The sequence below is a fragment of the Methanoculleus methanifontis genome, from assembly GCF_030464365.1.
GTDB classification, from domain to species: Archaea; Halobacteriota; Methanomicrobia; order Methanomicrobiales; family Methanoculleaceae; genus Methanoculleus; species Methanoculleus methanifontis.
Window position 1 is genome coordinate 31,422 of the sequence record NZ_VCYI01000013.1, and the last position, 25,546, is coordinate 56,967.

General features: G+C 62.0%; 29 protein-coding genes. 15 read left to right on the top strand and 14 right to left on the bottom strand.

From position 1 onward, the window contains the following. Window positions 1-56 precede the first annotated feature (56 nt). Window positions 57-677, top strand: coding sequence for a class I SAM-dependent methyltransferase (locus FGW20_RS10005; protein ID WP_301677950.1), 621 nt, complete (start codon window positions 57-59; stop codon window positions 675-677). A 147-nt stretch (window positions 678-824) separates the two neighbouring features. Further along, on the top strand, window positions 825-1,280 hold the full coding sequence (locus FGW20_RS10010; RefSeq protein WP_301677951.1) for an FKBP-type peptidyl-prolyl cis-trans isomerase: 456 nt from the start codon (window positions 825-827) through the stop codon (window positions 1,278-1,280). Window positions 1,281-1,283: 3 nt separating this feature from the next. Here the strand turns inward: FGW20_RS10010 and polX are convergent, their stop codons facing one another. Continuing rightward, window positions 1,284-3,017 carry a DNA polymerase/3'-5' exonuclease PolX gene (gene polX / locus FGW20_RS10015; protein ID WP_301677952.1) on the bottom strand — a complete coding sequence of 578 codons (1,734 nt, stop codon included), beginning with the start codon at window positions 3,015-3,017 and terminating at the stop codon, window positions 1,284-1,286. 154 nt (window positions 3,018-3,171) lie between these two features. Between polX and FGW20_RS10020 the strand changes: the two genes are divergently transcribed. Continuing rightward, window positions 3,172-3,606: a hypothetical protein gene (locus FGW20_RS10020; RefSeq protein WP_301677953.1), complete on the top strand. Its 435-nt coding sequence runs from the start codon at window positions 3,172-3,174 to the stop codon at window positions 3,604-3,606. A gap of 7 nt (window positions 3,607-3,613) precedes the next feature. Here the strand turns inward: FGW20_RS10020 and FGW20_RS10025 are convergent, their stop codons facing one another. Both FGW20_RS10025 and FGW20_RS10030 read right to left on the bottom strand, forming a co-directional pair. Beyond that, window positions 3,614-3,880, bottom strand: coding sequence for a hypothetical protein (locus FGW20_RS10025; RefSeq protein ID WP_301677954.1), 267 nt, complete (start codon window positions 3,878-3,880; stop codon window positions 3,614-3,616). A 149-nt stretch (window positions 3,881-4,029) separates the two neighbouring features. After that, window positions 4,030-4,302, bottom strand: a complete 273-nt coding sequence (locus tag FGW20_RS10030) for a hypothetical protein (protein WP_301677955.1) — start codon at window positions 4,300-4,302, stop codon at window positions 4,030-4,032. A 166-nt stretch (window positions 4,303-4,468) separates the two neighbouring features. Here FGW20_RS10030 and FGW20_RS10035 point away from each other — a divergent pair, with 166 nt between their 5' ends. The 5 genes from FGW20_RS10035 to FGW20_RS10055 all read left to right on the top strand — a co-directional run bounded on the left by FGW20_RS10035 (window position 4,469) and on the right by FGW20_RS10055 (window position 8,854). Further along, on the top strand, window positions 4,469-5,269 hold the full coding sequence (locus FGW20_RS10035) for an FHA domain-containing protein (RefSeq protein ID WP_301677956.1): 801 nt from the start codon (window positions 4,469-4,471) through the stop codon (window positions 5,267-5,269). After that, window positions 5,259-6,533, top strand: coding sequence for a serine/threonine-protein kinase (locus FGW20_RS10040; RefSeq protein ID WP_301677957.1), 1,275 nt, complete (start codon window positions 5,259-5,261; stop codon window positions 6,531-6,533). The genes FGW20_RS10035 and FGW20_RS10040 overlap by 11 nt, the downstream gene beginning before the upstream one ends. Continuing rightward, window positions 6,530-7,210 carry a potassium channel family protein gene (locus FGW20_RS10045; RefSeq protein WP_301677958.1) on the top strand — a complete coding sequence of 227 codons (681 nt, stop codon included), beginning with the start codon at window positions 6,530-6,532 and terminating at the stop codon, window positions 7,208-7,210. Before FGW20_RS10040 ends, FGW20_RS10045 begins: the two co-directional genes overlap by 4 nt. A 121-nt stretch (window positions 7,211-7,331) precedes the next feature. Then, entirely contained in the window at window positions 7,332-8,069 is a 738-nt protein-coding gene (locus FGW20_RS10050) for an SIMPL domain-containing protein (protein WP_301677959.1), read from the top strand. A 122-nt stretch (window positions 8,070-8,191) separates the two neighbouring features. Continuing rightward, window positions 8,192-8,854 (top strand): MBL fold metallo-hydrolase, encoded by a 663-nt coding sequence (locus FGW20_RS10055; protein WP_301677960.1) that lies wholly within the window; start codon window positions 8,192-8,194, stop codon window positions 8,852-8,854. A gap of 626 nt (window positions 8,855-9,480) precedes the next feature. Here the strand turns inward: FGW20_RS10055 and FGW20_RS10060 are convergent. Both FGW20_RS10060 and FGW20_RS10065 read right to left on the bottom strand, forming a co-directional pair. After that, complete coding sequence (locus FGW20_RS10060) at window positions 9,481-10,332, bottom strand: mechanosensitive ion channel family protein (RefSeq protein ID WP_301677961.1); 852 nt, start codon at window positions 10,330-10,332, stop codon at window positions 9,481-9,483. Beyond that, window positions 10,329-11,033, bottom strand: coding sequence for a DUF432 domain-containing protein (locus FGW20_RS10065; protein ID WP_301677962.1), 705 nt, complete (start codon window positions 11,031-11,033; stop codon window positions 10,329-10,331). The genes FGW20_RS10060 and FGW20_RS10065 overlap by 4 nt, the downstream gene beginning before the upstream one ends. A 445-nt stretch (window positions 11,034-11,478) precedes the next feature. Here FGW20_RS10065 and FGW20_RS10070 point away from each other — a divergent pair, with 445 nt between their 5' ends. From FGW20_RS10070 to hisE, 3 genes are all read left to right on the top strand, one after another. Next, entirely contained in the window at window positions 11,479-12,891 is a 1,413-nt protein-coding gene (locus FGW20_RS10070; protein ID WP_301677963.1) for a sensor histidine kinase, read from the top strand. Between the two features lie 91 nt (window positions 12,892-12,982). Next, window positions 12,983-13,423 carry a NusA-like transcription termination signal-binding factor gene (locus FGW20_RS10075; protein WP_301677964.1) on the top strand — a complete coding sequence of 147 codons (441 nt, stop codon included), beginning with the start codon at window positions 12,983-12,985 and terminating at the stop codon, window positions 13,421-13,423. After that, window positions 13,416-13,709: a phosphoribosyl-ATP diphosphatase gene (gene hisE, locus FGW20_RS10080; RefSeq protein ID WP_301677965.1), complete on the top strand. Its 294-nt coding sequence runs from the start codon at window positions 13,416-13,418 to the stop codon at window positions 13,707-13,709. Before FGW20_RS10075 ends, hisE begins: the two co-directional genes overlap by 8 nt. Here the strand turns inward: hisE and FGW20_RS10085 are convergent, their stop codons facing one another. From FGW20_RS10085 to FGW20_RS10120, 7 genes are all read right to left on the bottom strand, one after another. Further along, window positions 13,710-14,156, bottom strand: a complete 447-nt coding sequence (locus tag FGW20_RS10085) for a bifunctional nuclease family protein (RefSeq protein ID WP_301677966.1) — start codon at window positions 14,154-14,156, stop codon at window positions 13,710-13,712. A gap of 46 nt (window positions 14,157-14,202) precedes the next feature. Beyond that, window positions 14,203-15,243, bottom strand: a complete 1,041-nt coding sequence (locus FGW20_RS10090) for a lysylphosphatidylglycerol synthase transmembrane domain-containing protein (protein WP_301677967.1) — start codon at window positions 15,241-15,243, stop codon at window positions 14,203-14,205. A gap of 224 nt (window positions 15,244-15,467) precedes the next feature. Then, window positions 15,468-16,037, bottom strand: coding sequence for a DUF357 domain-containing protein (locus FGW20_RS10095; protein ID WP_301677968.1), 570 nt, complete (start codon window positions 16,035-16,037; stop codon window positions 15,468-15,470). Continuing rightward, window positions 16,034-16,786 (bottom strand): diphthine synthase, encoded by a 753-nt coding sequence (gene dph5 / locus FGW20_RS10100; protein ID WP_301677969.1) that lies wholly within the window; start codon window positions 16,784-16,786, stop codon window positions 16,034-16,036. Before dph5 ends, FGW20_RS10095 begins: the two co-directional genes overlap by 4 nt. A 64-nt stretch (window positions 16,787-16,850) precedes the next feature. Beyond that, window positions 16,851-17,534 carry a DUF7504 family protein gene (locus FGW20_RS13405; RefSeq protein WP_437178577.1) on the bottom strand — a complete coding sequence of 228 codons (684 nt, stop codon included), beginning with the start codon at window positions 17,532-17,534 and terminating at the stop codon, window positions 16,851-16,853. A gap of 64 nt (window positions 17,535-17,598) precedes the next feature. Continuing rightward, on the bottom strand, window positions 17,599-19,449 hold the full coding sequence (feoB, locus tag FGW20_RS10115) for a ferrous iron transport protein B (RefSeq protein ID WP_301677972.1): 1,851 nt from the start codon (window positions 19,447-19,449) through the stop codon (window positions 17,599-17,601). Next, window positions 19,446-20,078: a metal-dependent transcriptional regulator gene (locus FGW20_RS10120; protein WP_301677973.1), complete on the bottom strand. Its 633-nt coding sequence runs from the start codon at window positions 20,076-20,078 to the stop codon at window positions 19,446-19,448. Before FGW20_RS10120 ends, feoB begins: the two co-directional genes overlap by 4 nt. A 193-nt stretch (window positions 20,079-20,271) precedes the next feature. On the opposite strand from FGW20_RS10120, the gene FGW20_RS10125 reads away from it, so the two are divergent. Together FGW20_RS10125 and FGW20_RS10130 are read left to right on the top strand one after the other, a co-directional pair. Then, window positions 20,272-21,903: a DNA polymerase/3'-5' exonuclease PolX gene (locus FGW20_RS10125; RefSeq protein WP_301677974.1), complete on the top strand. Its 1,632-nt coding sequence runs from the start codon at window positions 20,272-20,274 to the stop codon at window positions 21,901-21,903. Then, a complete protein-coding gene (locus FGW20_RS10130; RefSeq protein ID WP_301677975.1) occupies window positions 21,900-22,490 on the top strand; it encodes an undecaprenyl diphosphate synthase family protein in 591 nt (196 codons plus the stop codon). The genes FGW20_RS10125 and FGW20_RS10130 overlap by 4 nt, the downstream gene beginning before the upstream one ends. Window positions 22,491-22,962: 472 nt before the next feature. Here the strand turns inward: FGW20_RS10130 and uppS are convergent, their stop codons facing one another. After that, the gene (gene uppS / locus FGW20_RS10135; RefSeq protein ID WP_301677976.1) at window positions 22,963-23,742 is read right to left on the bottom strand and encodes a polyprenyl diphosphate synthase; all 780 of its coding nucleotides are present in this window, start codon (window positions 23,740-23,742) and stop codon (window positions 22,963-22,965) included. Next, on the bottom strand, window positions 23,742-24,752 hold the full coding sequence (locus FGW20_RS10140; RefSeq protein WP_301677977.1) for a radical SAM protein: 1,011 nt from the start codon (window positions 24,750-24,752) through the stop codon (window positions 23,742-23,744). The genes uppS and FGW20_RS10140 overlap by 1 nt, the downstream gene beginning before the upstream one ends. A gap of 182 nt (window positions 24,753-24,934) precedes the next feature. Between FGW20_RS10140 and FGW20_RS10145 the strand changes: the two genes are divergently transcribed. Next, complete coding sequence (locus tag FGW20_RS10145) at window positions 24,935-25,216, top strand: hypothetical protein (protein WP_301677978.1); 282 nt, start codon at window positions 24,935-24,937, stop codon at window positions 25,214-25,216. 7 nt (window positions 25,217-25,223) lie between these two features. Further along, entirely contained in the window at window positions 25,224-25,541 is a 318-nt protein-coding gene (locus tag FGW20_RS10150; protein WP_301677979.1) for a hypothetical protein, read from the top strand. Window positions 25,542-25,546 lie beyond the last annotated feature (5 nt).

The following is a 25,546-nucleotide window of genomic DNA, read 5'->3' on the forward strand; positions in this document are numbered from 1 at the left end:
ACCAAAAAGAAGGAGAAATGCCCATATAGGGCGGATTCACAACATAATACGGTGCCATGTATCGAAAGAACGCCGGGAACACGCCCCTCTTCACCACCTCCGACGGTGTAATCTTCAGGAGGATGCCGGCGGGGGCCGACGCCGTCTACGTCGTCGGCGAGTACCGCTTCGATGACATCCGGCCCGACGACGTCGTCCTGGATCTCGGGGCCAACGTAGGTGCCTTCTGCATTCGGGCCGCCCGCAGTTCAAGGCACGTACTGGCCGTCGAACCCATCCTCACCGAGGCGCTCCGGGAGAACGTCGAGAGAAACGGTGGAGGTGTCGACGTGGTGGACGGAGCGCTCGGCACGGGGGAGAGCGTCCGGATCGCCTGGGGCGAGAAGACGCTCACCGTGACGACCCGCACCCTCGGTGAACTCGCCGCCATGGCCGGGGGATGCGACTTCCTGAAGTGCGACTGCGAGGGGGCGGAGTGGTTCATCAGGCCACAACACCTTGATGGGGTGCGCCGGATCGAGATGGAACTCCATATACCCCCGATCGGGGGTCCGGTGAACAGGGCGCTTCTCGACTACATCGGGGAGCACTACAATTTTGAGATAGAGCGAACACCCGGTTACGATGTGAAGGGTGTGATAGGGGTTCTGCACGCCATCCGGAAGAACGGCAGGTGAACTTCCGGCAGCCTTCATGGGACGGGGAGGTTCTGGAAATCCCGGTCGGGATAAAAAAGCCGATGAATTCCCCGAGATCCGGCTAACCGCGACCCACCGGTATGCATAAATAGAGCTCGGCAACAACGCTCCCGGTGGTGATGTAGTATGGCGCAGGCAAAAGAAGGCGACACCGTAAAGGTGCATTACACCGGAAAACTGGAAGACGGAACGGTTTTCGACACATCAGCAGAACGAACGCCTCTCGAGTTCACCATCGGCAGCGGCCAGATCATCCCGGGGTTCGAGCGCGCCGTGGTCGGCATGGAGCCGGGAGAGACGAAGACAATGACGGTCCAGCCGGAAGAGGCATACGGCCCCCATCGCGAGGAGATGACCATTACGGTTGAGCGGGAGCAGTTCCCCGGGGACATCAACCCTGAACCGGGTCAGCAACTCCAGGTGCAGCAGCCGGACGGCAGAGCGGCCATCGTCGTCGTCAGCGACGTCTCAGAGTCGACCGTGACACTGGACGCGAACCACCCGCTGGCCGGACAGCCCCTGACCTTCGATATCGAACTCGTGGATATCGTCGGCGTCAGACAGGAGCAGGCAGCCGGATAATCCTTACAATCGTAAAACCCCTTTTAACTCCGAAAGCGGGCGAGTGTTGACGATATCGCCGGCCGTCAGCCATCCCCGGCGGGCGGTCGCAACACCCATCTCCATGTACCGGAGATTCTCACGGCGATGCGCGTCTGAGGCGATCGAGAACCGGACGCCCGCCCTGCGGGCCGCACGGGCATTGACGTCAGCAAGGTCGAGCCTCCCGGGGAACGCGTTGATCTCCATAACAACACCGAGCGCTGCCGCGGCATCGAAGACCGCGGCGAGGTCGATCCGGTAGGGTTCGCGGGAGAGGAGTATCCGTCCCGTCGGGTGGCCGATGATGTCGACGTGATCGTTGTGCATCGCCGTGAGCACCCGTTCGGTCATCTCTTTCTCGGACTGCTTGAACCCGGAGTGGACGCTCGCCACCACAACGTTGAGGTCGGCGAGGACGCTGTCCGGGAGATCGATCGAGCCGTCCATGCCGATGTTGCACTCGGTGCCGGTAAGAAGGGTGAACTTGCCGTCGCTCTCCCGGTTGATCCGCTCGATCTCCCGCATCTGGTCGGCAAGATGTGCGGGGGAGAGGCCGCGGGCGATACGGAGTCCCTCCGCATGGTCGCAGATGGCGATGTACTCGTAGCCGAGCGCCCGGGCAGTTTTTGCCATCTCCTCGATGGGATGAGCGCCCTCGCTCCAGGTGGTGTGGACATGGAGGTCGCCCTTGATCGCGTCGTAGCCGACGAGGTCGGGCAGGGTTCCGGCCCGGGCGGCCTCGATCTCACCCCGGCCCTCCCGGAGTTCCGGCTCGATCCAGGCGAGACCGAGAGCCCGGTAGATCCCGGCCTCGTCCTCCCCCGCGACCGCCCGGCCGGTTGTAAGATCGACAAGCCCGTACTCGTTCAACCGCCAGTTCCTCGCGATCGCGAGTTTGCGCATGACGATGTTGTGCTCTTTTGAACCCGTGAAGTACTGGAGAGCGGCCCCGAAATGCCCTTCCTCCACCACCCGCAGATCGACCTGGATGCCGGTCGAGAGCACCACCGAGGTCTTGGTCGTTCCCCGGACGAGGACACGCTCGACCCCGGGGAGGGTGGCGAAGACCTCCATCACCTCCTCGGGACGCGTCGAGGTCGCGAGGATGTCGACGTCCCCGATCGTCTCTTTTCTCCGGCGGATCGACCCGGCGAGGCTCACCTGGCGGACAGTCGGGATCGAGGCAAGCCGCCGTTCGATATCCCGGGCGACGGGGAGGATCTTCCCGAGGAGGCGACGCTCCTTTGCCGTCCGGCTCAATTGGATGCTCGCGAGGATGTTCGCTTCGGTTTTCTCCCCAAACCCCGGCAGATCGCGGATCCGGCCGGCTAACGCCGCCGCCTCCAGGTCGTCGACGGTCCGGACGCCGAGTTCCCGAGAGAGGGCGATCGCTTTCTTCGGCCCGATCCCCTCGAGCCGGGTAAAGTACTGCACACCTTCCGGGAGTTCCTCGCGGAGAGAGGAGAGGTATCCAAGACTGCCGGTCTCGATGACCTCGCGGATCTTTTCGGCGATGTTCCTGCCCACCCCGGGGATCTCGTCGAGACCACCTCTCCGTGCGACGTCGGCGACATTCTCCGGCAGGGTCTCGATCGCCAGCGCCGCCCGCCGGTATGCCTGCGGTTTGAACCGGACACCCTTGAGTTCCAGGAGATCGCCGACCTCATAGAGGATTGCCGCGACCTCGACATTCGTCACCCTTGAGTGATTTTCCATGATACTGCACCACCGGGAACCGGAAGACAGAGGAAATACGACCTGCGATTCCAGATTCATTCATCGCCGGCGCCTACTTGATGGTTGTGGTCTTCCGGCGGCGGCCGGTAACTCCATATGATCGGAACGTCTCTCAATCTTCGGGAAGGATCGCATGAACGAACGCAAGAAGGAGTCGGTCGCCGAAGTCCTGGCCTCAAGAGTTATCGGGATCGTCGTCTTCCTGATCGTGCTCGGCATCTTAAACGTCCTCGCGGACGCCTACGTCCAGATACCCATCTTCCTTCAGGTCGTCGAGTTCCTCAACGCCAACCTCGGGCTGCTCATCCTGATATCGGTCATCTTCCTCGTCGGCGACCTCTTCGGGGCCCTTCCACTCCCCCTGAACCTGCCCGGCCCGATCTTCGGCGCATTCGGCGCCGTGCTCCTGGTCATCTTCATCGCCAGGTTCTTTCTGCTCTTCGCCGAGATCACCGGCGTCGGATTCTTCTTCATCTTCGAGAAGGCGCTTTCACTCTCGGTCTACCTGCTCGTCTTCATCATCGCGCTCATCGCGGGGTACATCGGGCTCTTCACGGGCCGGGCATGACCCGAGACTACTCGAACCCCTCCGCCTCCTCAAAGGTGCTCACCGCGTAGTCACGCAGCCTCCCGGTTTCCGGGTCGATATGAACCAACACAAAGAGTTCGTGTTCGCCGTTCTCCCAGAGCGCAAGGGCGGGCCGGTCCTCCTTCGCCCGAAACCCGAGCGCCCCAAGGGCTTCCCGGATCTCGTCGTAGGTGAGGTTTTCGGCAAGCGTCTCCCTGACCCGGGCCTTCATGGCCTCCTGCGCATCCCGGTCGATGGGTACCTGTTCCGGCATACGCCAACCATACCCCATACGCCCGGATAAATCTGACCCGGCAGGGGCGATCGAAAAGTGAACCTGCCGCGGGTCTCGAAGGGAGAGAGCCGTTACCAGGCGTTGAGCCCGGCAGACTCTCCTCGCACCTAACGGTGCTCAAGTTCCTGTCATTCTGGCAGTCGCACTTCGTGGTCTTCCAGGTTATCGTAGGCAGCCACCCGGTAGCCCGCGTACCCGCCCCCGAGATTCATCTGCAGGAGGACGAAGATCCCGAGATCGGGCTGCACCCATACCGCGACGTCGGCATCGTCCTGCTCCGGGATGAAGTTGCGCGAACGGAGCGCCTCCCTGACATCGGCGTAATTGGGTGTCGACTGGATGATCTCCTCGACCTCCACCATCACGGCCCGCCGCTGCAGGGTCTCGATATCTCCAAGCATGCCGCCCCCGATGGCCCCCCTCGTATAAAATATGATCCGGGCCACGGCCGCACACCGGACAGCGTCGATAGGAGCGTGCCGGCACGGTTCATCGGCCGTTGAGGTGCACAACCTTCATCAGAGACCTCGTTAAAACATACAGCAACGGAGCCCCGCACGAGAGCCTATGACTGACGATGACTCAAGGACACTCATCCTCGATGCAGACAACGACGACCTGCAGGAACTCTCCGAATACCTGGACGTGCTGAGCAGCAGCACGCGTTTGAAGATCCTGAAAGCCATCGAACGAAGGCCGAAAGACGTCCGGCAGATATCGTACGAGATCGAGACGAGCTACGAGAATACAAAGAAGCACCTCGATAAATTGATGAGCATCGGGGTTGTCCGCAAAGAGGCCGGTCTCTCGCGTCCAACCGCCAAGGGGATCCATCCGGTCTGGAAATACTCGGTCGTGCCCGGCGGACTCGAAGCGATCACGAGAAGCCTCGGGCTCTTCTCGAACCTGAGACTGACCCTCACGGACGCCGTGCTCGCAAAGAAACTTGCCGGTGTCCGGGGGACGCTCTCGGGAGAGTTCGCGGGGCAACCACCGGCCGTCATCCTCCTCGGCGGGGCGGAGGACGGTAAAGTCTTCCCGCTCGGGCACGACAGCATTGACATAGGGCGGGCGGACCCGGACGCGCCCGGCCGATCCGGGCAGGGGATCACCCTCGGCGAAGACTACGCGGCGGTCACCCGCGTATCGAGACCGCACGCCAGGCTCACCCGCCGCCGGGCGGACGGCACCTGGCTCATCGAGGACTGCGGCAGCACGGGCGGCACCTTCGTGAACGGCACGCTGCTTGAGCCGGGCACGCGGCGGGAACTTCACGACGGGGACCTCATCGAACTCGCGAAAGGCGCGCCGGGGGCAACCTTCGTCTTCGTCGTTCCCGGGGGGGTGCCGGTGCCGGATGCCGCCTGACCGGGTCGGGCGGGCTGCCGTCCTGCTCCTCGTCGCCGCGCTCCTTCTCGCAGCCATCGCCCCTATCGTATCAGGCGCCGGAGGGCCGCCCGAGCACGCAAACGCCTCCCCACAGGGGATCGAATCCGCCGGAAAGAACCCGGACGAGGATAAGGATGGCGGCCCAGGTCAGAACAAGGGCAAGGCTACGCCGGAAGAGACCGCCACGCCCGAAAATACCCCGACGGTGGCGACGCCGGGTGCAACGGCAACCCCGACCGCCGGGGCTGTGCCCGAAGAGAACAACGCGACCGACACCGACCCGTCCCCCTGGGCCATCCTGGTTCTCGCCCTCCTCGCAGGGGCCGTCGTTTTCGGCGCCCGGTACCTGACGGGACCGCCCAGAAAGGAGGCGGAGCCCGCCGCGACCATCCTTGCCGATGCATACCAGACAGTGCTCTCCCGGCCGGCAGGGTTCCCACCCGAACTTGCGGAGCGCTACGACCGGATTGTCTTCGTCGGGAGAGGAGGGCTCGGCCAGGTCTTCTCGGCGGTCAGGCGCGATGACCGTCGAACCGTAGCGGTGAAGATCCCGGCCGCCTACGACGAGGCGACGGGGAAGACCTTCATGAAAGAGATGCGGTTCTGGGAAGATCTGGCTCACCCAAACATCGTGGCGGTGCACTCGGTCAACATCCTCCCGGTACCGTTCGTCGAGATGGAGTTTCTGCCCCGGACGCTGGAAGACCTTGAAAAACCCCTCCCGGTGGAGACCGGCGCCCGCATTGCTGCAGGCATCGCCGCCGGGATCGCTTACGCCCACGAAAAGGGCGTGATTCACCGGGACATCAAGCCGAGGAACATCCTTCTGGACGACGACCTGACACCGAAGATCACCGACTGGGGGATGAGCACGACGGTGGCGGCGAGCCGCGATACCACCATCGCCGGGTTCACCCTCGCCTACGCGGCCCCGGAACAGATCGCTCCGGAACGGTTCGGCAGGGCCGACGGACGGACGGACATCTACCAGCTCGGCGCCGTCTTCTACGAACTGGTGACGGGGAAACCCCCAAATGCCTGTGAAAGCCTCGCCGGGCTGGCCGAAGCAGTCCTCCACGAGCAGCCCGCCCCTCCCTCAGAGATCGACCCAAACCTTGCAGGACTCGACCCGATCATCCTCCGGTGCCTTGCCAAGGACCCCGCCGACCGCTACCAATCCGCCGCCGAACTCCTTGAAGCGATCGAGGCATTGACAGGCGATGCAGGAGCGGGGAGGCCGTGAAGAGCCTCCTTTCCCGGTACCTCGCCCGCGCCAGGGCGATGCAGTTCCACTACCTGCTCGCGTCGCTCGTCCTCCTGCTCGCCGTCTACCCTTACGTGAGCGCAGGGCCGAGCGGGCCAGCCGCCCTGAAAGTGCTCACGTCCTTCATCCTGATCACCGGCGTCTACGCCGTGAGCAACCGGCGACGCCAGGTCGTGATCGCCGCCCTCCTCGCGGTGCCCGCCTTCGGCCTCGGCTGGCTCCACGTCATCACGGCGGATCCTGCTACCGGCGCCGTCGAAAGCGTCTTCACGCTCCTCTTCTACGCCTTCACCGCGCTTGTCGGCCTCTCAAGGGTGCTCGGAACACGCCGGATTACCACCGACACCATCTACGGCGCGGTCTCCGTCTACCTCCTCATGGGCCTCACCTGGGCGACGGCCTACGATCTCGTTGAGGGCATCAGCCCCGGATCGTTCTCGGCCGGGTCGGGAGAGGGTGCTCTCACCTTTCCTGCGTTCGTCTACTTCAGTTTCGTCACCCTTGCGACGCTCGGCTACGGCGACATCACGCCGATCACCGACCAGGCCCGGTCGCTCGCCGTGCTTGAGATGGTAAGCGGGACGCTCTACATTGCCGTCCTGATCGCCCGCCTGGTGGCGGCGGCCGGATGGCGAACCGATGCCGGTGACGGGTGAACCGTACATCAATTCCAGAGAGAAATGACGGGTTTCCCGATCCGTCCAATTTAAACTACGAAAAATCTCGTAACTAAAGCAAGATATTTATTTTGACCGATTCAAGAGATGATTGATACCAATGCGAGGAAAAGCAGCACTTCTGGGGATCGCCCTGATGGTCCTCTGCGCCGCGGTGATCGGCAACGTCACCGCACAGTTGCCGGAGGAATCCAGGGATAAACTGATCCACGTCTCCGGGACGGGCAAAGTCACCACCACGCCCGACCAGGCCGTCGTCGTCTTCGCGGTCGAGACCGAGAACACCGACGTCAAGGCAGCACAGCAGCAAAACGCAGAACGGATGGATGCCGTGGTCAACGCCCTGAAGGGGGCCGGTATTCCGGAGAAGGACATCAGGACCGCCGGCTACAACATCATCCCGGTGACCGAGAACGACAACCGGGGCCTGACAACGTCGAAGGTCAAGTACTACCGGGTCATCAACAGCCTCGAAGTCACGCTGAACGATGTGAACCGCGCCGGCGAGATCGTCGACCTCGCGGTGGAGAACGGTGCAAACAAGGTCAACCGGTTCTCGTTCACCTTAAGCGACGCAAGGCAGCAGGAGTTCCGGTCGCAGGCGCTGACCGCCGCGGTTGCGCAGGCACGGGGCGACGCTGATGCCGTCGCCGCGGCCATCGGCAAGACCATCGTCGACGTCAAAGAGGTCAACGTCGGGAACAACTACATCCCCCTGGTTTACGATACCCGCTACGACAGCATGGAGAAGGCGGCGAGCGGAGCGGCCTCGACACCGCTCGAAGTCGGCGAGATCGACGTGACCGCCACCGTCTCCATCTCCTACATCATCTCCTGACCGCACCTCAACCACCTCTTTTCGTCTGTAGGCCCGGGCTCCGATCTCCGGGCCATTCCCCCATCTCACGGCCTGCCCCATCGGGAAGCATAATCGTTTGCGAGGAGAGACCGGGTCTATCGATGTTCACGATAACCGAAGTCTACAACAACATCCCCTGCCGGGAGGGGCTCACGGCGGACTGGGGGTTCTCCTGCCAGATAGCGGAGGCGGCGCTGCTCTTTGACACCGGAGCGAAAAGAGACGTGCTCGTATCCAATATGAAGGCGCTCGGCATCAACCCCGGAAAACTCCGTTACCTGGTGCTCTCCCACGACCACTGGGACCATATCGGCGGCATCGAAGCGGTTCTTGCCGAAAACCCGTCGGTAGAGGTCTATGTTCACGACGCCTTCTCGGAGAAGACGCTTTCGCTGATCCGGGAGCACACCGAACCGCGGATTGTCCGGGAGTGGACGGAGATCGCGGACGGTATCGCCGTGACCGGCCCGCTCGGGACCGATATCCGGGAGCAGTCACTCGCGGTCGCCGTGTCGGGCGGCTACCTGGTCGTCACCGGGTGCGCACATCCCCACATCGCCCGGATCGTCGCGAGGGTCTCGGAGGTCGGGCCAGTCCTGGGCGTCATCGGCGGGTTCCATAGTGTCTCCGGCGAGGACATCGAAGCACTCGCGGGGGTGGCGTACCTCTCGGCGTCGCACTGCACCGATAAGATAGCGGAACTCAAAGAGTGCTACCCGGGCTCGTTCCAGCCGGGGGGTGTGGGGAAGGTGCACCGGTTCTGAAAAAAGGGCGCGTTGGAACCCCACTGCTTGTTCCAGATGGCCGCACTCCGGGGTACGGCTTTCCACCGGGTTCGCACCTTCGCACCTCCGGTGCTTAAACTCCGTTCCCGAAACCCTTCCGGGTTTCTCCAGCTCCGATTCTGACGAACCGTCGCATCCTGAAGGAACGTCGTTCTTCGGTGCTCTAGCTCAGGTTCTCCGAACCATCGCTTATCGCCATGACTGCCCCCGCCCGCAGGAAGGGGGAGGAGCGCGAAACGCGGGCGGGGTGGGGCCTGAGATATGCGGTTCTTCGCGCGAGACAGGGGAGGGGGAGACCCCCTCGCACCTATTGGTGCTCATGCTCCGTTCCTATCGGAACATCGCACTCCCCGTCAGCCCCTCCCCTGGGGCGATATCCCCTCGGAATCCGCGTCTGGGACGCAATTTAAAGTCACGCGTGCGCACCGCAGGCGAGAATCGCAACGGTTCGTGAGTGCGACTGGCGTCCCGGCAGGAGTTTGTGCACCGAAGAACGACGTTCCGACAGGAACGACGCTCTGCAGGAACGGAGTTCGAGCACTGGAGGTGCGAAGGTGCGAGAACCGGAGCGCGGCCGGGAGAGGCCTCCAACAAGGTTAAAAAAGTTATTCGTTCTTTTCTCCGGATCCGCCCTTCACCTCAAGCCCGTCCGCAAACCAGACGGTGCGCTGCGGGAAGGGCACCTCGATGCCGTTCTCTTCGAGCGCAACCTTGATCTTCCAGAGGAGATCCGTCCGGACCTCCCACCAGTTCCGGGCCGGCGCCCAGATGTAGGCGGTCAGGTTCACGCTGTAGTCTCCCAGGTTATCGACGAAGACCGACGGCGCCGGGTTCTTGAGCGCGAAGGGGTGGGTCTCGATGACCTCCTTTGCGATCCGGATCGCCTCGTTCGCGTCGTCCTGATGCCGGATACGGATCTCGTATGTGAACCTCCGGGCCGCGTTGTGGACGTAGTTCGCGATGTTCGAGGTGAAGACCTTCTCGTTCGGGATCCGGATGTAGATCCCGTCGTAGGTCTTGATGACGGTCGAGAGGACACGGATATCCTCGACACTGCCGGCGACATCGGCGACATTGATGTAGTCGCCGATCCTGATCGGGTGCTCGAACATCAGGAAGAGACCGGAGATCAGGTTGGAAACGACACTCTGGCTCGCGAAACCGATGACGATACCGGCGACACCCCCGGCCACCAGAAGGCCGGAGAGGTCGAATTCGAGCTGCGGGAGAGCGACGACGAACGCCCAGATGATGATGCCGTAGTAGACCAGTTTCGCGAGCAGTTCGCGCTCGTTCACGGGCAGCCGCTCGGCGAGAACCCTCCGGACGTTTATCGACGCAATTCTTGCGATTAGGACGCCGACCGTGATGATGGCGACGAAATACAGGAGGCGCTCGACGGTGATATCGCCGACGCCGATCGGGATCTCCAGAACCTCCGTCACGTTGAACGTCATGAAAAGCCCCACTCCATCAGGTATCCGCGGTCGATAGCCGGGATCTTGCGAGTTGCATACAGCTCGACGGACTTCACCATCCCGGGCCGGAGCGGCGCGTCGACGAAGTCCGTCTCCGCCATAGTCTTGGTGAGAATTTTCATCGTGGCGGTGGCCGCCACGAAGTCGCCGTAGTAGATCTTCATGTCGGTACTCTCAAAGACGACCCGGGAAACCTCCACCCACTCGCGACATATATTCTGGATGGAGAGTTCCATCACCCCCTCGTGGAAGGGCTCGACCGGAGGGATCTCCGGACAGACCGCGCTCTCGTAATACCGGGCGATGATCCCGTTCGTCGGCGAGCCGTAGAGCGTGTACTTCTGGGTGCTGGGAGCAAAGACGTCCAGCACCTCGATGTCTCGCGCAGACTCCACGAAGACGCCGATCTCGACGGGGAACTTCAGGTAGACCGTCCGGGTGGCGCCGGGCTCGATCATCATCGGGGAGAACTCGATCTGCAAGAAATCCGTGATATCTTTTGGGAGGTTGACCGGTTCAACCGGATTGATGATCACCTCACCGGTATTCGAGACCAGGATCCGCTCGAACGTCTGCCTCTCACACCTGCGCCGATAGGTCAGAAGACCGTCGACGCTCTCGGCTTCAACCAGGATATCGCCGCATTCACGGCGAAAATTGCCCCTGTAACGCCCGAACATCATCTATGATCTGCAAATACTCAAATATTAACCTACGCGATAGACGCGATCCGCCGGGGTCGCGTCCCGGCACCTGATCCCGGCAGACAGATCAATACAGGCATTTATGCGACTACTCAAGCAAAATAGAGTATTTGTGGGAAGCCCGCCCTATCCAAATGGAGACAAACTCGGAAGATATAAATACTGAAACTTTCCAGCAGCAGGTGTCACAGACGATAGATGAACACTCTTTTAACCGGCTGCTCCAGACACTTTTCCTGCGCGTTTGCTCCAAACAATAATAACCAGAGGGCGCCATATCGGCCGGCACGGAGGACTCACCCGGAGAACCGGGTAAGAAGACCTTCTCGCGGCATTGCGGGACGAGAACTGTTCCCGGGTGATGCGTTTGAAGACAGAACAGAAAAGAGTCAGAGAATCAATGAATCGCAGCCAAATACCCGTGAGTATCTTCGACCATCTCCAGCAGCCGGCGCTTGTCCTCGACTGCGAAGGGCGGGTGATCGTCTGGAACGACAGCATGGAGCGGTACACCGGCGTTCCGGCAGAAGAGATCGTTGGAAAAGGGGATTACGCTCATGGAAAAGCGTTATTCGGCGAGGTGTGCCCTACACTGGCAAACTGCATCCTGACTCACGGCGAAGCCGGGAGCGGCCACTACTGCCTGCTGCATCACGAAGGCGAAGAGTTGCTTGCCGAGTCGCAGATCCCCGCACGACCCGGGAGAGTGGTCGTCTGTATGGCCGCTCCCCTCTACGACACCGGCGGGCGGCAGATCGGTGCGGTCGAGACCATCCGCGAGGGGCCACAGGATAAGGCGGTCGACGAGTCCCGCGGCGCACCGGAAGAACAGGTGCGGATCCTGGCAAGCACTCTGCCCGACATGATCTTCACGCTCAACAGGGACGGCATCTTCACCCAGTTCTTCTGGACCGGCGGCTGGAACCAGGGCGTGAACCCCGAAGACGTCGTGGGCAGGACACCTCACGCCCTGTTCCCACCGGAGGAGGCCGATTACCTGGCCGGGGCAGCGCACTGGGCTATCGAGACAGGGGAGGCCGTATCGGAGACCCGATCGTTTCCGTGGCGCGGGGAAGTGCGGTCGTTCCAGGTCGCCATCCACCCCCTGCACAACGCTTCCGGGGAGACCGTGGCCGCGACCGGGGTAAGCCGGGAGATCACCCGGGAGATCGCCGGCGAACAGGCCAGCCGGCTCTCCAGCCTCTACCTCGACCTGCTCGGCACCGATATCTACAACACCAACATGGTTGCGGCAACGGTCATCGAGATGCTCCGCGACCGGCTCTCCGGCGAGGAGGCAGAACTCGCCCAGAGGGTCAAGATCTCGATCGAGCAGGGGATCAACGTCATCAAGAACGTCGAACTCATGACCGCGCTCGACAAACACAGCATCCGCCTGGAACCGGTCGACCTCTCCGCCGCCATCCACGATCAGATGCAGCGGTACGCGGGCATCGATATCAGGTATGAAGGCGGAACCTGCATGGTCTGGGCAAATCCGCTTATCGAGCACATCATATCCAACCTGATCAGCAACAGCATCAAGTTCGGCGGCATGAAGGTCCGGATCGAGGTATCCGTCATGGAGACCGCAGACACCGTGGTGCTCTCCATCGCCGATACCGGTATCGGCATACCGGATCACCTAAAGCCGAACATCTTTGATCGCTTCAGTCGGGAGGGGAGCAAAAACCCCTCCGGAGGCAGGGGTCTCGGGCTTCACATCGTCAAGACCCTGGCGAACCGCTACGGCGGACGCGTCTGGGCAGCCGACCGGGTTCCCGGGAAACCGGAGGAAGGAGCGGCAATAAAACTCATCCTGCAGAAGTGCTAGGCTCCCCCTCCCCGACACCCGCGAGGTACTCAGGTATATATCCCGCGAGCGACTATATCATACCGCATCATTCCCATTGGGGACTGCTTCAATGATACGAACCATATGCTTTAAAGAACGAAGATATATCGAAGAGTTGCGAATACTGACCCGGGCGACCGCACTGGACTGCATCATCGACGAGCGTTTCGACCGCATAGTATACCTCATAAGAGAAGGAGACATGGGTCTCGCCATCGGTCGAAAGGGAAGCAATATCCGGAAGATGCAGAGAGTTCTCGGAAAACGCATCGAGATGGTCGAATATTCCCCCCAGATCGAGCAGTTCACGAAGAACGTCTTCAAGCCTGCCAGCGTCGTCGGCGTCGCGAAAGGAGATGACAGGAAACTCTCGGTGTATATCAGCCAAAACGACCTCGGCATCGCCATAGGAAAAGGCGGGTGCACCATCGAGAAGGCACGGCTCCTGCTTGCCCGGTACTTCGATACCGAACTCGGTGAAGTGCTCGCAGGAGGTGACGCCCATGAATGATTGGAACATCCTCGAAGAGGTCTGGCAGGTTATCCAGGACCGCGCGGAGCATCCGTCTGCTGAAAGCTACGTCAGTTCCGTCCTGACCCACCGGAAAGGAATCGACAAATCCCTCGAAAAGGTCGGCGAAGAAGCGGTCGAGTTCATCCTTGCCGCAAAAAACCAGGTTCCAGAGAGAACGGTCTCTGAAGCGGCCGATCTCCTCTTCCACCTGCTGGTGGCGCTCCGGGCGTCGGGCACCGACGTCAGTGACGTGCTCGACGAACTCGCAGCGCGCCGGAAGTAATCAGAGATACTCCTTCAGGTCGACCATCCTCGGGAGATCGTCCTTCTTTACCGCCGCCGTCTCCACGACCGTATCCTCGATCATGATCGGCGCCCGGTAGCGCAGAGCAATGGCTATCCCGTCGCTCGGCCGGCAGTCCATGATCTCGGTTCGCGATCCCTGCCGGAGAAGGAGTTTGGCGTAGAAGACCCCCTCTTCCAGGGAATCGATGTGCAGGGCATCGAGACCGATCTCAAAGTTCCGAAACACCTCGACGATGAGATCGTGGGTGATGGGGCGGGGGAGCATCTCGCTGTTGAGCGCGTTGCTGATCGAGATCGCTTCCCAGAGTCCGACGTAAATGGGTATCGTGCTGTCGCCCCCGGCATCCAGGACAACCGTCGGCGCTGCTCCCATCTCGCTCACCGACATGAACACACCCTGCACCCTGCAACTTTGAGTCGTCATGTGATCACCTGACATCAGTCTTCTGATGTTTAAACCTTGGGGTCAATTATCGCTGTTTTTTGGCACGGGCAAGAAACTCGCGCCGGACAATGACAAGGCTCGAAAGGAGACCGAGAAGGATGTTCAGGTAGTAGAGGATCAGCCGCCAGAGGAGGACGAAGACACCCACAATCGCTGACGGGACGAAGAGGCTGTAGAGCGATGTGGCGCTGATTTCCGCAACGCCCGAACCCCCGGGCGTGAGCGGGATCATCATGATGATGGCGATGACGAGCTGGACGACGAACGACTCGATGAGATACGGGGGCTGCCCGAGACCCACAAGAAGCAGCGACGCGATGACGAACTCCGAAAACCAGAAGAGCATGGTGAAGAACATCCCCCATACGAGACCGCTCTTGCCGTGGTTCACAAACTTGACGAGCCCCTGGTTGAAGTTGTCCACCTCGCGGTCGATCGTCTCCAGCAGGTTTTCGAGCCGTTTTAGGTGCCAGCGCCGGTCAATCCACCGCGAGATCCCTTTGAGCGCCCGTTTGAGGTAATCCGGGTTCTTGACGGAGTAGACGAAGATCAGCACGAAGAGGGTGACGAAGATCCAGGCGACGTACATCGTGACGCTCAGCCCGCTGAACCCCGAGGTGAGACTGCTCCAGTAACTACCGAGGAAGAGCATGGCGAAGGCCCCGAGTGCCCCGAGAACGATACCGTCAAGGATCCGCTCCATGATGACGATGGCAGTGGCGTCCCCGACCGGAACGCCCGCCCGGTAGAGTTCATGCACCCTGACCGGTTCTCCGCCCGCCTGGGACGGGGTTACCGCCGCAACGAGCATATTGGCCAGCACCAGGTTCAGGCAGTGCGTGAGGTGTACCCGGTGCCCGAGCGACGCCGACATCTTCTGGATGCGGAGCGACCAGAACCCGAGCGAGAGGATGTGAACGAGGACGGCGAGAACCAGGAACAATGGGTTTATCCGGCTGAGGTGCTCGATCGTCGACTCGTCGACGGTGAAGTACAGAACGCCCGCCATGACAAGAGCGCTGAAACTGAACGAGACGAACAGCCACTTCCACTGAGACTTCTTCATCCTCCACGCTCCCGGGCACGGGGACGGCACCCGTAACGACCGTCCCCCTCACCCCCTCTTGCGCCCTGCAGCCGTTTGCGAACGCTCGGGCAGCACAGGGGGAAATACCCGAATTTTTATTACTAGAAATATCGTGCGGCTACTATTTAACGATGGTTTATCGAAAAATCGATAGAGCCGGGAATCTGTGGGATAAGAGGCAAAAGGAGCAGGATAACCCGATCCTAGACAGTGAAGAGGTGCCGCTCCCCGGTTATCCGAAACAGCCCCACGCGGATACCGGCATCGAGCCAGGCATAACCGTAGCTGAACCGGGCGAGGGCGGCAGCGCGGTCGCCGGCATCGAGGTATGCTACACCCTGCGCATACCAGGCGCGTGCCGCCGAGTAAAACTCCCCGGCCCCTGCGTGAAGCGGGCTCGCCTCGTCCGCCGCCGTCTCGACCGCTCCGAGAGCCGCATCAAGCATCCACCGGTAGCGGTGCGTCTTCTCCTCGAGGTGCGCATCCTGCGATTCCGGTATGGACGCATCCACCGTCTCCGGGGGATGGGCAATGGAAGGTTCCAGCAGCCCGAGGCGCAAGCCGGCGTCAAGCCAGCCGAGCCCATAGGCAAACGCGGCGAGGGCGTTCACCCGGTCACCCCCCCGGAGAAACGCGAACCCGTCGCTTTGGTAGGCCACAGCCATCTCGAGCACCTCCCCGGCCGCCCGGCAGAGAAGGGTATCCTCCGGGACGGCGATCCCAGCCAGGGAAAGGACCTCTCCATAGAGAGCGCCGTAGTCGTCGAGGTTCATAGGCCGGCGAAGGTCTCCAGGTACTCGCGCTCCATGGGGTGGAGGTCCGCCGGCACCGCGAGGATATGGAGCGGAGGGCCGAAATCCGTCTCCTTGAGTTTCGCACCGGTTCCAGCGGCAACCACCGGGTGTTCCGACCCCGCCCGGGCGATCCCCACGTAGAGCGCGGGCGGTTCGATGCCGCGCTTCTGTGCCATCTCCTCGAGAACGGCGATCGCCTCCGGGACGCTCATGTAACGGTCGTTCTGGATATCCAGGTAGACGAGCGTATGGAGGTTCTGCGCAAGGTTCGCCGCGACCGTCTCGATGGGAGCCGTCGGGAACCAGCCCTTCGCGGGGAACGGCACCGAGCAGGACTTCCCGAACCGGTAGTTCTGCAGGCCCGAGAGGCCCGAGACCGCGCTCGATATGGACGAAGCGTGGATGATGGAGGTCTCAACCCCCGCGGCGGCCGCCCGCATCCGGAGGTCGGCGTGCGTCGTCGAGACCATGGGGTCACCCCCGGTCAGGAACGCTGCCCGGCCGGCGGCGGCGCAATCGAGGATCTCGCGGGGGTTCTGCTCGACGTCCTCCCGGCCGAGCACCCGGATTTCCTTGCCAAAGAACGCTTCCATCGCGGCGACGTCCGTCCCCATCAGCCGCGAGGTATACGCCTCTAAAAAGACGGTATCAGCGTTCCGGACACACTCGAGGCCTTTGACCGATATGTCCCCGAGGTCGTAGAGCCCGAGGCCCACAAACGTCAGCATCGACACCACACCCCTAGAACTGGGGGCGCAACCCAGCCGGGATGCGGCTGCATGGAATCCGTCATCATTCCTCAATCGTCAGTGTTCCATCGTCGTAGAAGTAACGGATCCAGGGGGTCGTCCTCCCGTGGATGCCGATGATGCGGAACTCCCGCTCCACCGGGTCGCTCCCATCATCAGTCCTCACCTCGATGACCGTATTCATCAACTGCTTGATCGTGGCGACGGTTCGCCTGTCGAACGACTGGCTGTTGAGGGTGTAGATCCCGATCCCTTCCAGTTTCTTCACCCGGTTGGTGATCACGTGGAGGAACTTGTAGGTCACCTCCAGCTGCGCATACATAAGAAGCGTCGAGACCGAGTGGAGGGAGAGCCGGATCGGCGGAGGCATCGGGCCCGGAGGCATCGGGCCCGGAGGATCGGCCATCACCCCTTTTTTCCACATATCCTCCACCATCCGGGAGAGCTTGATCCCCATGCTGGTCAGGCCGAGAGGGCTCGTGACGAACTTTGCCCTTGCCGTGTCCCGCAGGGTGGGTACCGAACTCTTCGTGACCGCGTCGATGATCCCAACCCGATTCCTGGCCGCCCCATACCTGCGGAGCGCATCGACAGCGTCGGAGGCGCGCTCGTCGGTCGAGATGGCAACAGTCCATTCCCCGGCACGGGGAGAGGCTACCCGGTACGCCAGGAGCTCCGCGTAGGAGAGAGGGGGCGCCAGCAGGAGAACGTTTGTGGCGGCCCACAGGCCTTAGTACTCCCTGTCAATCATCGGGATGCCGGTTTCGTAGGTGTACATATTGTTATACCAGTTATGACAGGAGAAAGTGGATAAGGCTCCCGATCAGGAGCCCGAGGGCGACCGTGTAGACCGTGATCGCGACCGTGATCCGTGAGCCGACCTCGCGCAGGAGAACCGTGATCGTCGCAAGGCAGGGGACGAAGAGGACGGTCACGACTGCAAAGATGTAGAGCTGGAGCGACGAGAGCACCGCCCCGAGGTCAGCGGTGCCCGCGAGGATCGCAAGGGTCTCGAACGCCATCTCTTTTCGAAGGATCCCGAAGATGAGCGCCGTCGCCGAGTAGCCGGGGAGGCCGAGGAGAGCCATGGTGTACGGCTCCACAAGCCCCTGGAAGAACGCCATAACGCCGAAGAACTCGAGCAGCCCGAGGACGACGCTTCCCACGAGGAGCAGGGGCATCGCGATGAAGAGGAACTCCGAGAGGCGCGACCAGGCCTTCTTCACCACCAGTTTCGGGTTGGGCCAGCGGAGCGGAACCATCTCCATGATCATCCCGAACCGCTCGCCGGGTGTCACCTGGGAGAGGACGAGCCCGGTCGCGAGGATCAGGACAAAGACGATGGCGTATACGCTGAACGCCGCCGCGATGCCGACGAAACTGGCAACGATCCCGGCGATGATGACCGTTCTGGCCGAGCAGGGGACCATCGTGACCAGGAACGAAGCGATGATCCGCTCACGCCGGGAGCGCAGGAGCCGGATGCTCATGATGGCCGGCACGTTGCACCCGAACGCCAGGGTGAGGGGGATGACCGCCCCGCCGTGCATCCCGACCCGGTGCATCGCGTTGTCGGCAAGGAACGCCGCCCGGGTCATGTACCCGGAGTCTTCGAGGATGGAGATGATGATGTAGAAGAGGAAGACGTACGGGAACGCTATCCCGAGACCCGCCTGGAGCGCGAGCAGGATGGATACGCCCAGTTCTTCGGCGAGCGGCGGCAGCCCGAGCGCGACGAACGGTTGCATCGCGTAGACCTCAAAGAACTCCACGATCAGTTCTTCAAGGAACGATCCCGTGACGAAGACGAAGAGGAGCATCCCGATGAGGATGCAGAGGAGGATCGGCATCCCGGGGATGAGCCGCGTCAGAATGCTGTCCGGGTCGGTCTGGGGGAGTTCTGCCTCCTCCTTGATGGTGAGGTCGGCAATCCGGCGGGCGAAGTTGTGCCGGTTTGCCGCGATGATCTGGGCGACCGTCATCCGGTGCCGGGACTCGATCTCGTCGGAGATCGTCCGCGCCGCTTCGAGCAGTTCCGGGTTATCGCCGAACCCGAGAAGCGCACGGACGCTCTCCTTGCGGTCGGCACCGAACATCTTCTCGAGGCTCCGGACGGCCGCCTCGATGTGGTGGTCGTAGGGGATCTCGACCATCGACGGGCTCGAGGCGGCGAGGGCCGCCGGGACGATCAGGTCGATGTTCTTCCCCAGCGACGCCGCCGTCTGAACCACTTCGACGCCAAGAAGGTCGCGGATCGGCGCGGGATCGATCTCGAGCCCCTGTTTTGCGGCTTCGTCGGCCATGTTCAGCACGACGACCATCGGGAGGCCATATTCCGCCACCTGGAGGAGAAGGTAGAGATTGCGCTCGAGACGGGTGACGTTTGTCACCACGATGACAGCATCGACGTCCTGCTGCTCAAGGAACCGGCGAACCAGACCTTCTTCGTCCGAATTTCCTTCCAGCGAGTAGACCCCGGGCAGGTCTACGAGTTCGACAATCTCGCGCTGGAAACAGGTGTTGCCGCGCTGCAGCTCGATGGTGGTTCCGGGGTAGTTGCTCACCTCAACCCCGAGGCCGGTGAGCTGGTTGAAGATCAGGGATTTACCGACGCTGGGGTTGCCGATCAGCGCGAACCTCATGGTGGACACGACTCCACGACGATCGATCTCGCGATCTCGGGGCTGATGGCGATATCGCAGCCTTTCACCCGGACTACGACGGACTCGTTCGGGAGTTTGCGCCGGATCTGCACGATTTCACCGGGGAAGATGCCGAGATCAAGCAGCCTCCGGTGCCGCCGCTGACCGCGCGTCATCGCCACCCGGACGGTATCGCCTTCCTTGCAGTCGAGCAGCGTGCAGTCCTGCCCCCGGCACCGTCCAAACCGTCCCGGCGGAGACTGGGCGCCGTCCATGTAGGAGGAAAGCCGCTCGATGGTATCGTCGGATATCCCGTGCTCGAGGGTGCAGGCCTCCTTGCTCGCAGCATCCTCATCGACGCCGAGCATCTCCGTCAGGAAACACTGGAGAACGCGGTGCTTCCGCGTCACCTTCGCTGCCACCGAGGAACCTTTCCCGGTAAGCCTGACGGCGTCGGCGTCCGCCCGCTCCAGGTATCCTTCCTCGACCAGTGAGGCGACGGTCGTCCCGGCGGTCTCCTTCCCGGTATTGAGGGCCGCCGCTATCTCGTCAAGCGTCGCCGCCCGGCCGCCGTTTTCCGTGAGCGTGAGGATCGCTTCGAGATAATCCTCAAACGTGGAAGGAAGCATGCTACAAATTCTTTTACTTCTACAAGTTTATGGATTTGGGTAGTGCCCCGGGAATCGGGGCACGATACGGGGAGAGGGTGTGCTGTGTCGTGGCAGGGGTTGAGATCTCTGCCGGAGTCGCGATCGACGGGTATCCTGCAGGTGCGCCCGGAGAGCATCAACGGCTATATGGTTTTGAGGAGGAACAGTGATCATGGGATCCCCGAAGGGGCAGGTCACGAACAGGGATGTTGCCGAACGGCTCGCGTTCATGGCCCGCCTGCTCGGGATCGCGGGGGATGACCGGTACCGGATCGCCGCCTACGAACGGGCGGCGCGACAGATCGACCGTCTCTCCTTCCCGGTCGCCGGACTCGATGAGGAAAAACTCACCCATATCCCGGGGATAGGAGACAGGATTGCCGGGCAGGTCCAGGAGATCGCCGCCACCGGAACGTTCGGGGAACTAAAAGACCTGCAGGCGGCCATACCCGGATCGGTCGTTGAACTGCTCGGCGTTACCGGGGTGGGGCCGAAGACGCTCCACATCCTCTATAAGAAGCTCGGGATCCGGACCCTGGACGACCTGGAGCGGGCAGTGAAGGGGCACCGGCTCAGGGCGCTCTCCGGGTTCGGAGCAAAGACGGAGGAGACAATCCGGAGAGGTATCGAACAGTTCCAGAAGAGGTCGAACCGGATGAGCCGCCCGCAGGCCGACGCGGTGCTCGCGGGCGTGGCGGAGGCCCTGCCGGACGGCCGGTACACGGTTGCGGGGAGTTACCGGCGGGGCGCGAGCACTGTAGCCAGACTCGCGATCGTCGTTGCCGGTGACCGGAGCGAAGCCGCAGGCCGCATACCCACCGATGCCGGGGTAGACATCCGGTTCACCGAGCCCGGCCGGTACGGCACGGCGCTCCTCTGCGCCACCGGCTCGGCCGGGTTCCTGGAGAGGCTCGGGCAGTTAGCGACCGAACAGGGCTACCGGCTCGCGCCCGAAGGGCTCGTGGACTCTGCGAGCGGGCGGCTGCAGGAGTTCGCAAGCGAGGAGGAGGTCTTTTCGTTCCTCGGGATGGAGACGATTCCGCCGGAACTCCGGGAGAACCGGGGCGAGATCGAACTCGCTCTCCGGCACGCCCTCCCCGACCTCGTCGATCTCTCCGATGTGCGGGGCGACCTCCACGCCCACACCACATGGAGCGACGGCCGCCAATCGCTCGAAGACGTGGCGGAGGCGGGGGACAGAAGGGGCTACGAGTACATCGTGATCACCGACCATTCCTCAAGGGTGCGGCCCGAAGCCCTTGCAAAACAGCAGGCCGAGATCGAGCGTATCAACCGGCGGCACGACTGCCGGCTTCTCGCCGGGAGCGAAGTGGACATCAAAAGCGACGGCACGCTCGGATACGAGAACAGGGTTCTCGCCGGCCTCGACCTGGTGATCGCCTCCGTCCACTCGGGGTTCTCCCAGGACCAGGACGTCCTGACCCGGCGTATCCTCACCGCAATGGAAAACGAGCACGTCGATATCATCGGCCATCCCACCGGCCGCCTGATCGGCCGCAGACCGGCGTATGCCGTCGACCTCGAACGTGTCATGAAACACGCGACGGCGACGGGGACGGCCCTCGAGATCAACGCGTCGCCCCACAGGCTCGACCTTGAGGATATTTATATCTGGCATGCCAAGAAGGAAGGAGTGAAACTGGCTGCAGGAACGGATGCCCATAGAAACGGCGAGTTTACAAATATGCGATACGGTATAACTCTAGCGCGCCGGGGCTGGTGCACCCCGGACGACGTCTTGAACACCCTCTCTCTATCCGCGCTGCTGGAGTGGACGGCATGATCTACCGGTTCTACGAGAAGATCCTCCTCCGCGATCTCAGGACGCTCCCCGAGCACATCTGCTTCATGATCACCGAGCAGGATATGCTCGATGCGCCCGGCAACCTCTACCTTGCCGCCGGGTGGTGCCGCGACCTCGGGGTCGGAAGCGTCATGTTCCACATCAGCACCGCCGACCCCGCCCGGCTGGAACAGTGCCTCCCGCGGATTCGCGAGGTATCCTCGATCGCGCGCCTGACCCTGCACTACCGCGACGAAACGGAGGTCGGCGGCGAAGGCATGAATGTGACGGTGGCGATCGGCAAGAGCGGCAGGGAGGAGATCGCCGGCTGCGTGAGAAGGATGGCCGAAGACGGGGTGGACCCGGCATCGGTCGACGAAGACCTGCTGGAGTCGTATCTCACCTTCAAGTATGAGCCCGATCTCGTCATCAAGACCGGCGGCGACCACCTGACCGATTTTCTCATCTGGCAGTCGGTCTACTCCGAACTCTTCTTCCTCGATGTCAACTGGGCGCTGCTCAGGAAAGTGGATTTCCTCCGGGCGCTTCGTGACTTCCAGTCCAGAGCCCGGCGGTTCGGGAAGTAAGCCGACAGTAGAGGCCAGTAACAATGTCTCACGCGAAGTGCGACTTCCCCGCAGGAAGTTGCTATACCTACATCCCGGACTTCGCGGCTTCGCGCTCTTCGCGTGAGACTTTGTCATTATCCTTGTATGTTGCCTCACGCGAAGCCGCGAAGGACGCGAAGATCGGTCATCCGAGAGGAGCTCTCCTTCGCACCTAGCGGTGCTCATGCTCCCTCCCCGCGGAGGAGGTCGCACTTCGAAACCCTTCGGGTTTCTCAAACTCCGTTCCTACGGAACATCGCACTTCGCACCTAGCGGTGCTCATGCTCCTGCCCTTCGGCCAGTCGCACTTCGCACCTAGCGGTGCTCATGCTCCTGCCCTTCGGCCAGTCGCACTTCGCACCTAGCGGTGCTCATGCTCCTGCCCTTCGGCCAGTCGCACTTCGCGGCTTCGTGCACTTCGCGTGAAGCCACGCCGGCGTTGAGGTAACCCTCACGCCCGCCCGGCCACGCGCTCTTTCAGGCGCATGCGCTGGTCGTAGACCCGCATCGCCCGCAACAGATCGATCTTCCTGAACGCCGGCCAGAAGGGGGCGCAGAAGTAGACGGCCGACTCGTGACCGTTCGCGAGCCAGGGGAGGAAGTTCGAGGTCCGGCAATCGTTGCCGGTACGGATGATCAGGTCGACGGGAGGGATGGGCGCTCCCCGGTTAAGGTGGCCCTCAACGGTCGCGGGGTCGATGACCGCCGGGTCGATGGCGCCCTCCCTGACCTCGCCGAGGATCGCCTGGGCGGCGTGCACGATCTCGTTCCGGCCGCCGTAGGCGAGCGCGATGTTGATGAAGTAATCACTGTAGTGCCGGGTCGCTTCCTCCGCCGCATCGATGGTCGCGAGGAGGTCGGCGGGGAGGAGAGACCGATCCCCGATCATCCGCACCCGGATGTGGTTTCTGCGCACCCGCTCGTCTTTCAGGATCGCGGTGAATTTCTCCTGGAAGAGGCGAAAGAGCGCCGCAAGCTCGGCGCTATCCCTCCGGAAGTTCTCGGTGGAGAAGGTGTAGAGCGTGATGTGCTGCACGCCGAGTTCGCAAGCCCAGTCGAGAACCTGCTCCGTCGCGTCCGCCCCGAGCCGGTGGCCGACCGCCGTATCGAGCCCCTGCTCCCGGGCATACCGGCGGTTTCCATCCTGGATCACCGCAACGTGCCGGGGAACGTGTTTCACCTGCCACTTCAGGTAACGCTCGTAGAGAGGCTCAATTCCCGATCGCAGCATCAGAGCGGCGTCACCTCGACCACCATGCCGCCGTTCGGGTAACGCTCGACAACGTACTTCCTGCCCGGCAGCCCGGCACCGTGCTCGGCAAGAACCCACCACGCCATCTCGATCCGTCCCTCACAGACTGCATACTCATCGTCATCAAACTCCTCCAGGAAACCGTCGACGGCACTTTCCGGCTCGAACAACCCGTATACGACGGTTCCGTCATCCGTCACCTCCTCGAACGGACGCGCAGTATTGGCAGCGATCCGCTTTAACCGTTCCCGTAACTGGACAGAGTCCTTGAAGACCGATGAGCAGAAGTGGACTTTCGGGTCGCCGACGAGTTTCTCCGCCCACTGGCGGGCACCCTTCACGGCGTTGTGCAGCCCGTCATCGAGCTCGAACCCGCGTTCGCGCATGGCAGCGGCGCAGGTCTCGCCCCACTCCAGCTCGTTGATGTTGAGGAAATCGAGGAGGGGGAGCGCGGCGGCAAGGTCCTCGATCCCCGGGAGCGCCGGCACCTCGATGCCGATGAGGAAGCCCATCTCCCGGGCGAGAGCGGCTGACCCGGCAAAATCGGTCTCGAGGATCTTCGGCCAGACCTCATGAGGCGGGTGCAGCCGGATCTCGTCGACCAGCCCCTGCAGGCGCCGGAGCATGGCTTCGTCCGGCGCGAGCCCGGTGTAGAGATGGATCTGGTGATCCGGGCCGAAGTGCTCCTTGAGAGCCCGGCAGTACTCCACCACCCGGTCGAGTTCAATCAGCGGTTCGCCGCCGGTGACACCGGTCCCGAGAGCGCTCATGCTCTCCGCAACCTCGATTGCTTCAGACGGCGACGAGACCTGCCGTTCGTTTGCAAACACCACGTCCCGGCCTTTTCGCTCACGTGAGAGCGGGCAGTACCAGCAGGTGCGGTGACACCGGCCGGTCACGAAGAGGACCATCTTCGCTCCCTGGTGGCAGAGGACGCACCCCGGCGAGAGAAACTGCCCAACGGGAGGTACTCCCGATTCCTGTGCCATAGCTGTAGCATTAATGGGGCGGCGGACGTGAAAAGGTTTGACGGTACAGAGAGTGAGGCAGGGGAGAGGCAGGCAGGCCGGTAAGTGGCTGTATCGGAGATGGTTTCCGGTTTCCCCATCGATACACGCAGGGTGCCGAACAATAGAGACATATAGGCTCCATACAGAGAATTACCTTGACAATGCCACCCCGCGCGCGCGATGACGGCCTCTCCGAGGTCGTCGGTTTCGTCCTGATTCTCGCTCTGATCATCGTAGCACTCTCGCTCTATCAGGTCTACGGGGTTCCTGCGGCCGGGAGAGAGAACGAGATTGCGCACATGAACCAGGTGAAGGACCGGTTTGTCGATTACAAGAGTGCCCTCGACTCGCTCTGGGTGAACGAACGCAACGGGGTTCTCCTCCGACCCGGTGGGGCCAGGGGTGATACCAGGAATGACAGCGACCCCGACCCCAACGCCTGAGAGTATCGTGACCATCGATCTTCCAGAAGAAATACCAGCGAAAGATGCAGAAATCTTTGCAACGATCACATCGAACCAGACAGAGCATGTCCACATGATCCTCTATAACTATGATGTGTTATCGAATAACGAGGGGATAAAAAATGCCAAATTAGAGGGGCTTGTCATGACACAGACCGATATTGAGAACATCTTCACCTCAGGAGAGTTAAAAATTGGGAATCTCGGAACTCCAGGCGGCACCATTGCAGTGGTGGTTATCGCTTACGATGAAAATAACACTCCCATTGCATCGATAACAAAGATGGGAACCCTGCAGGGGTAATTGAA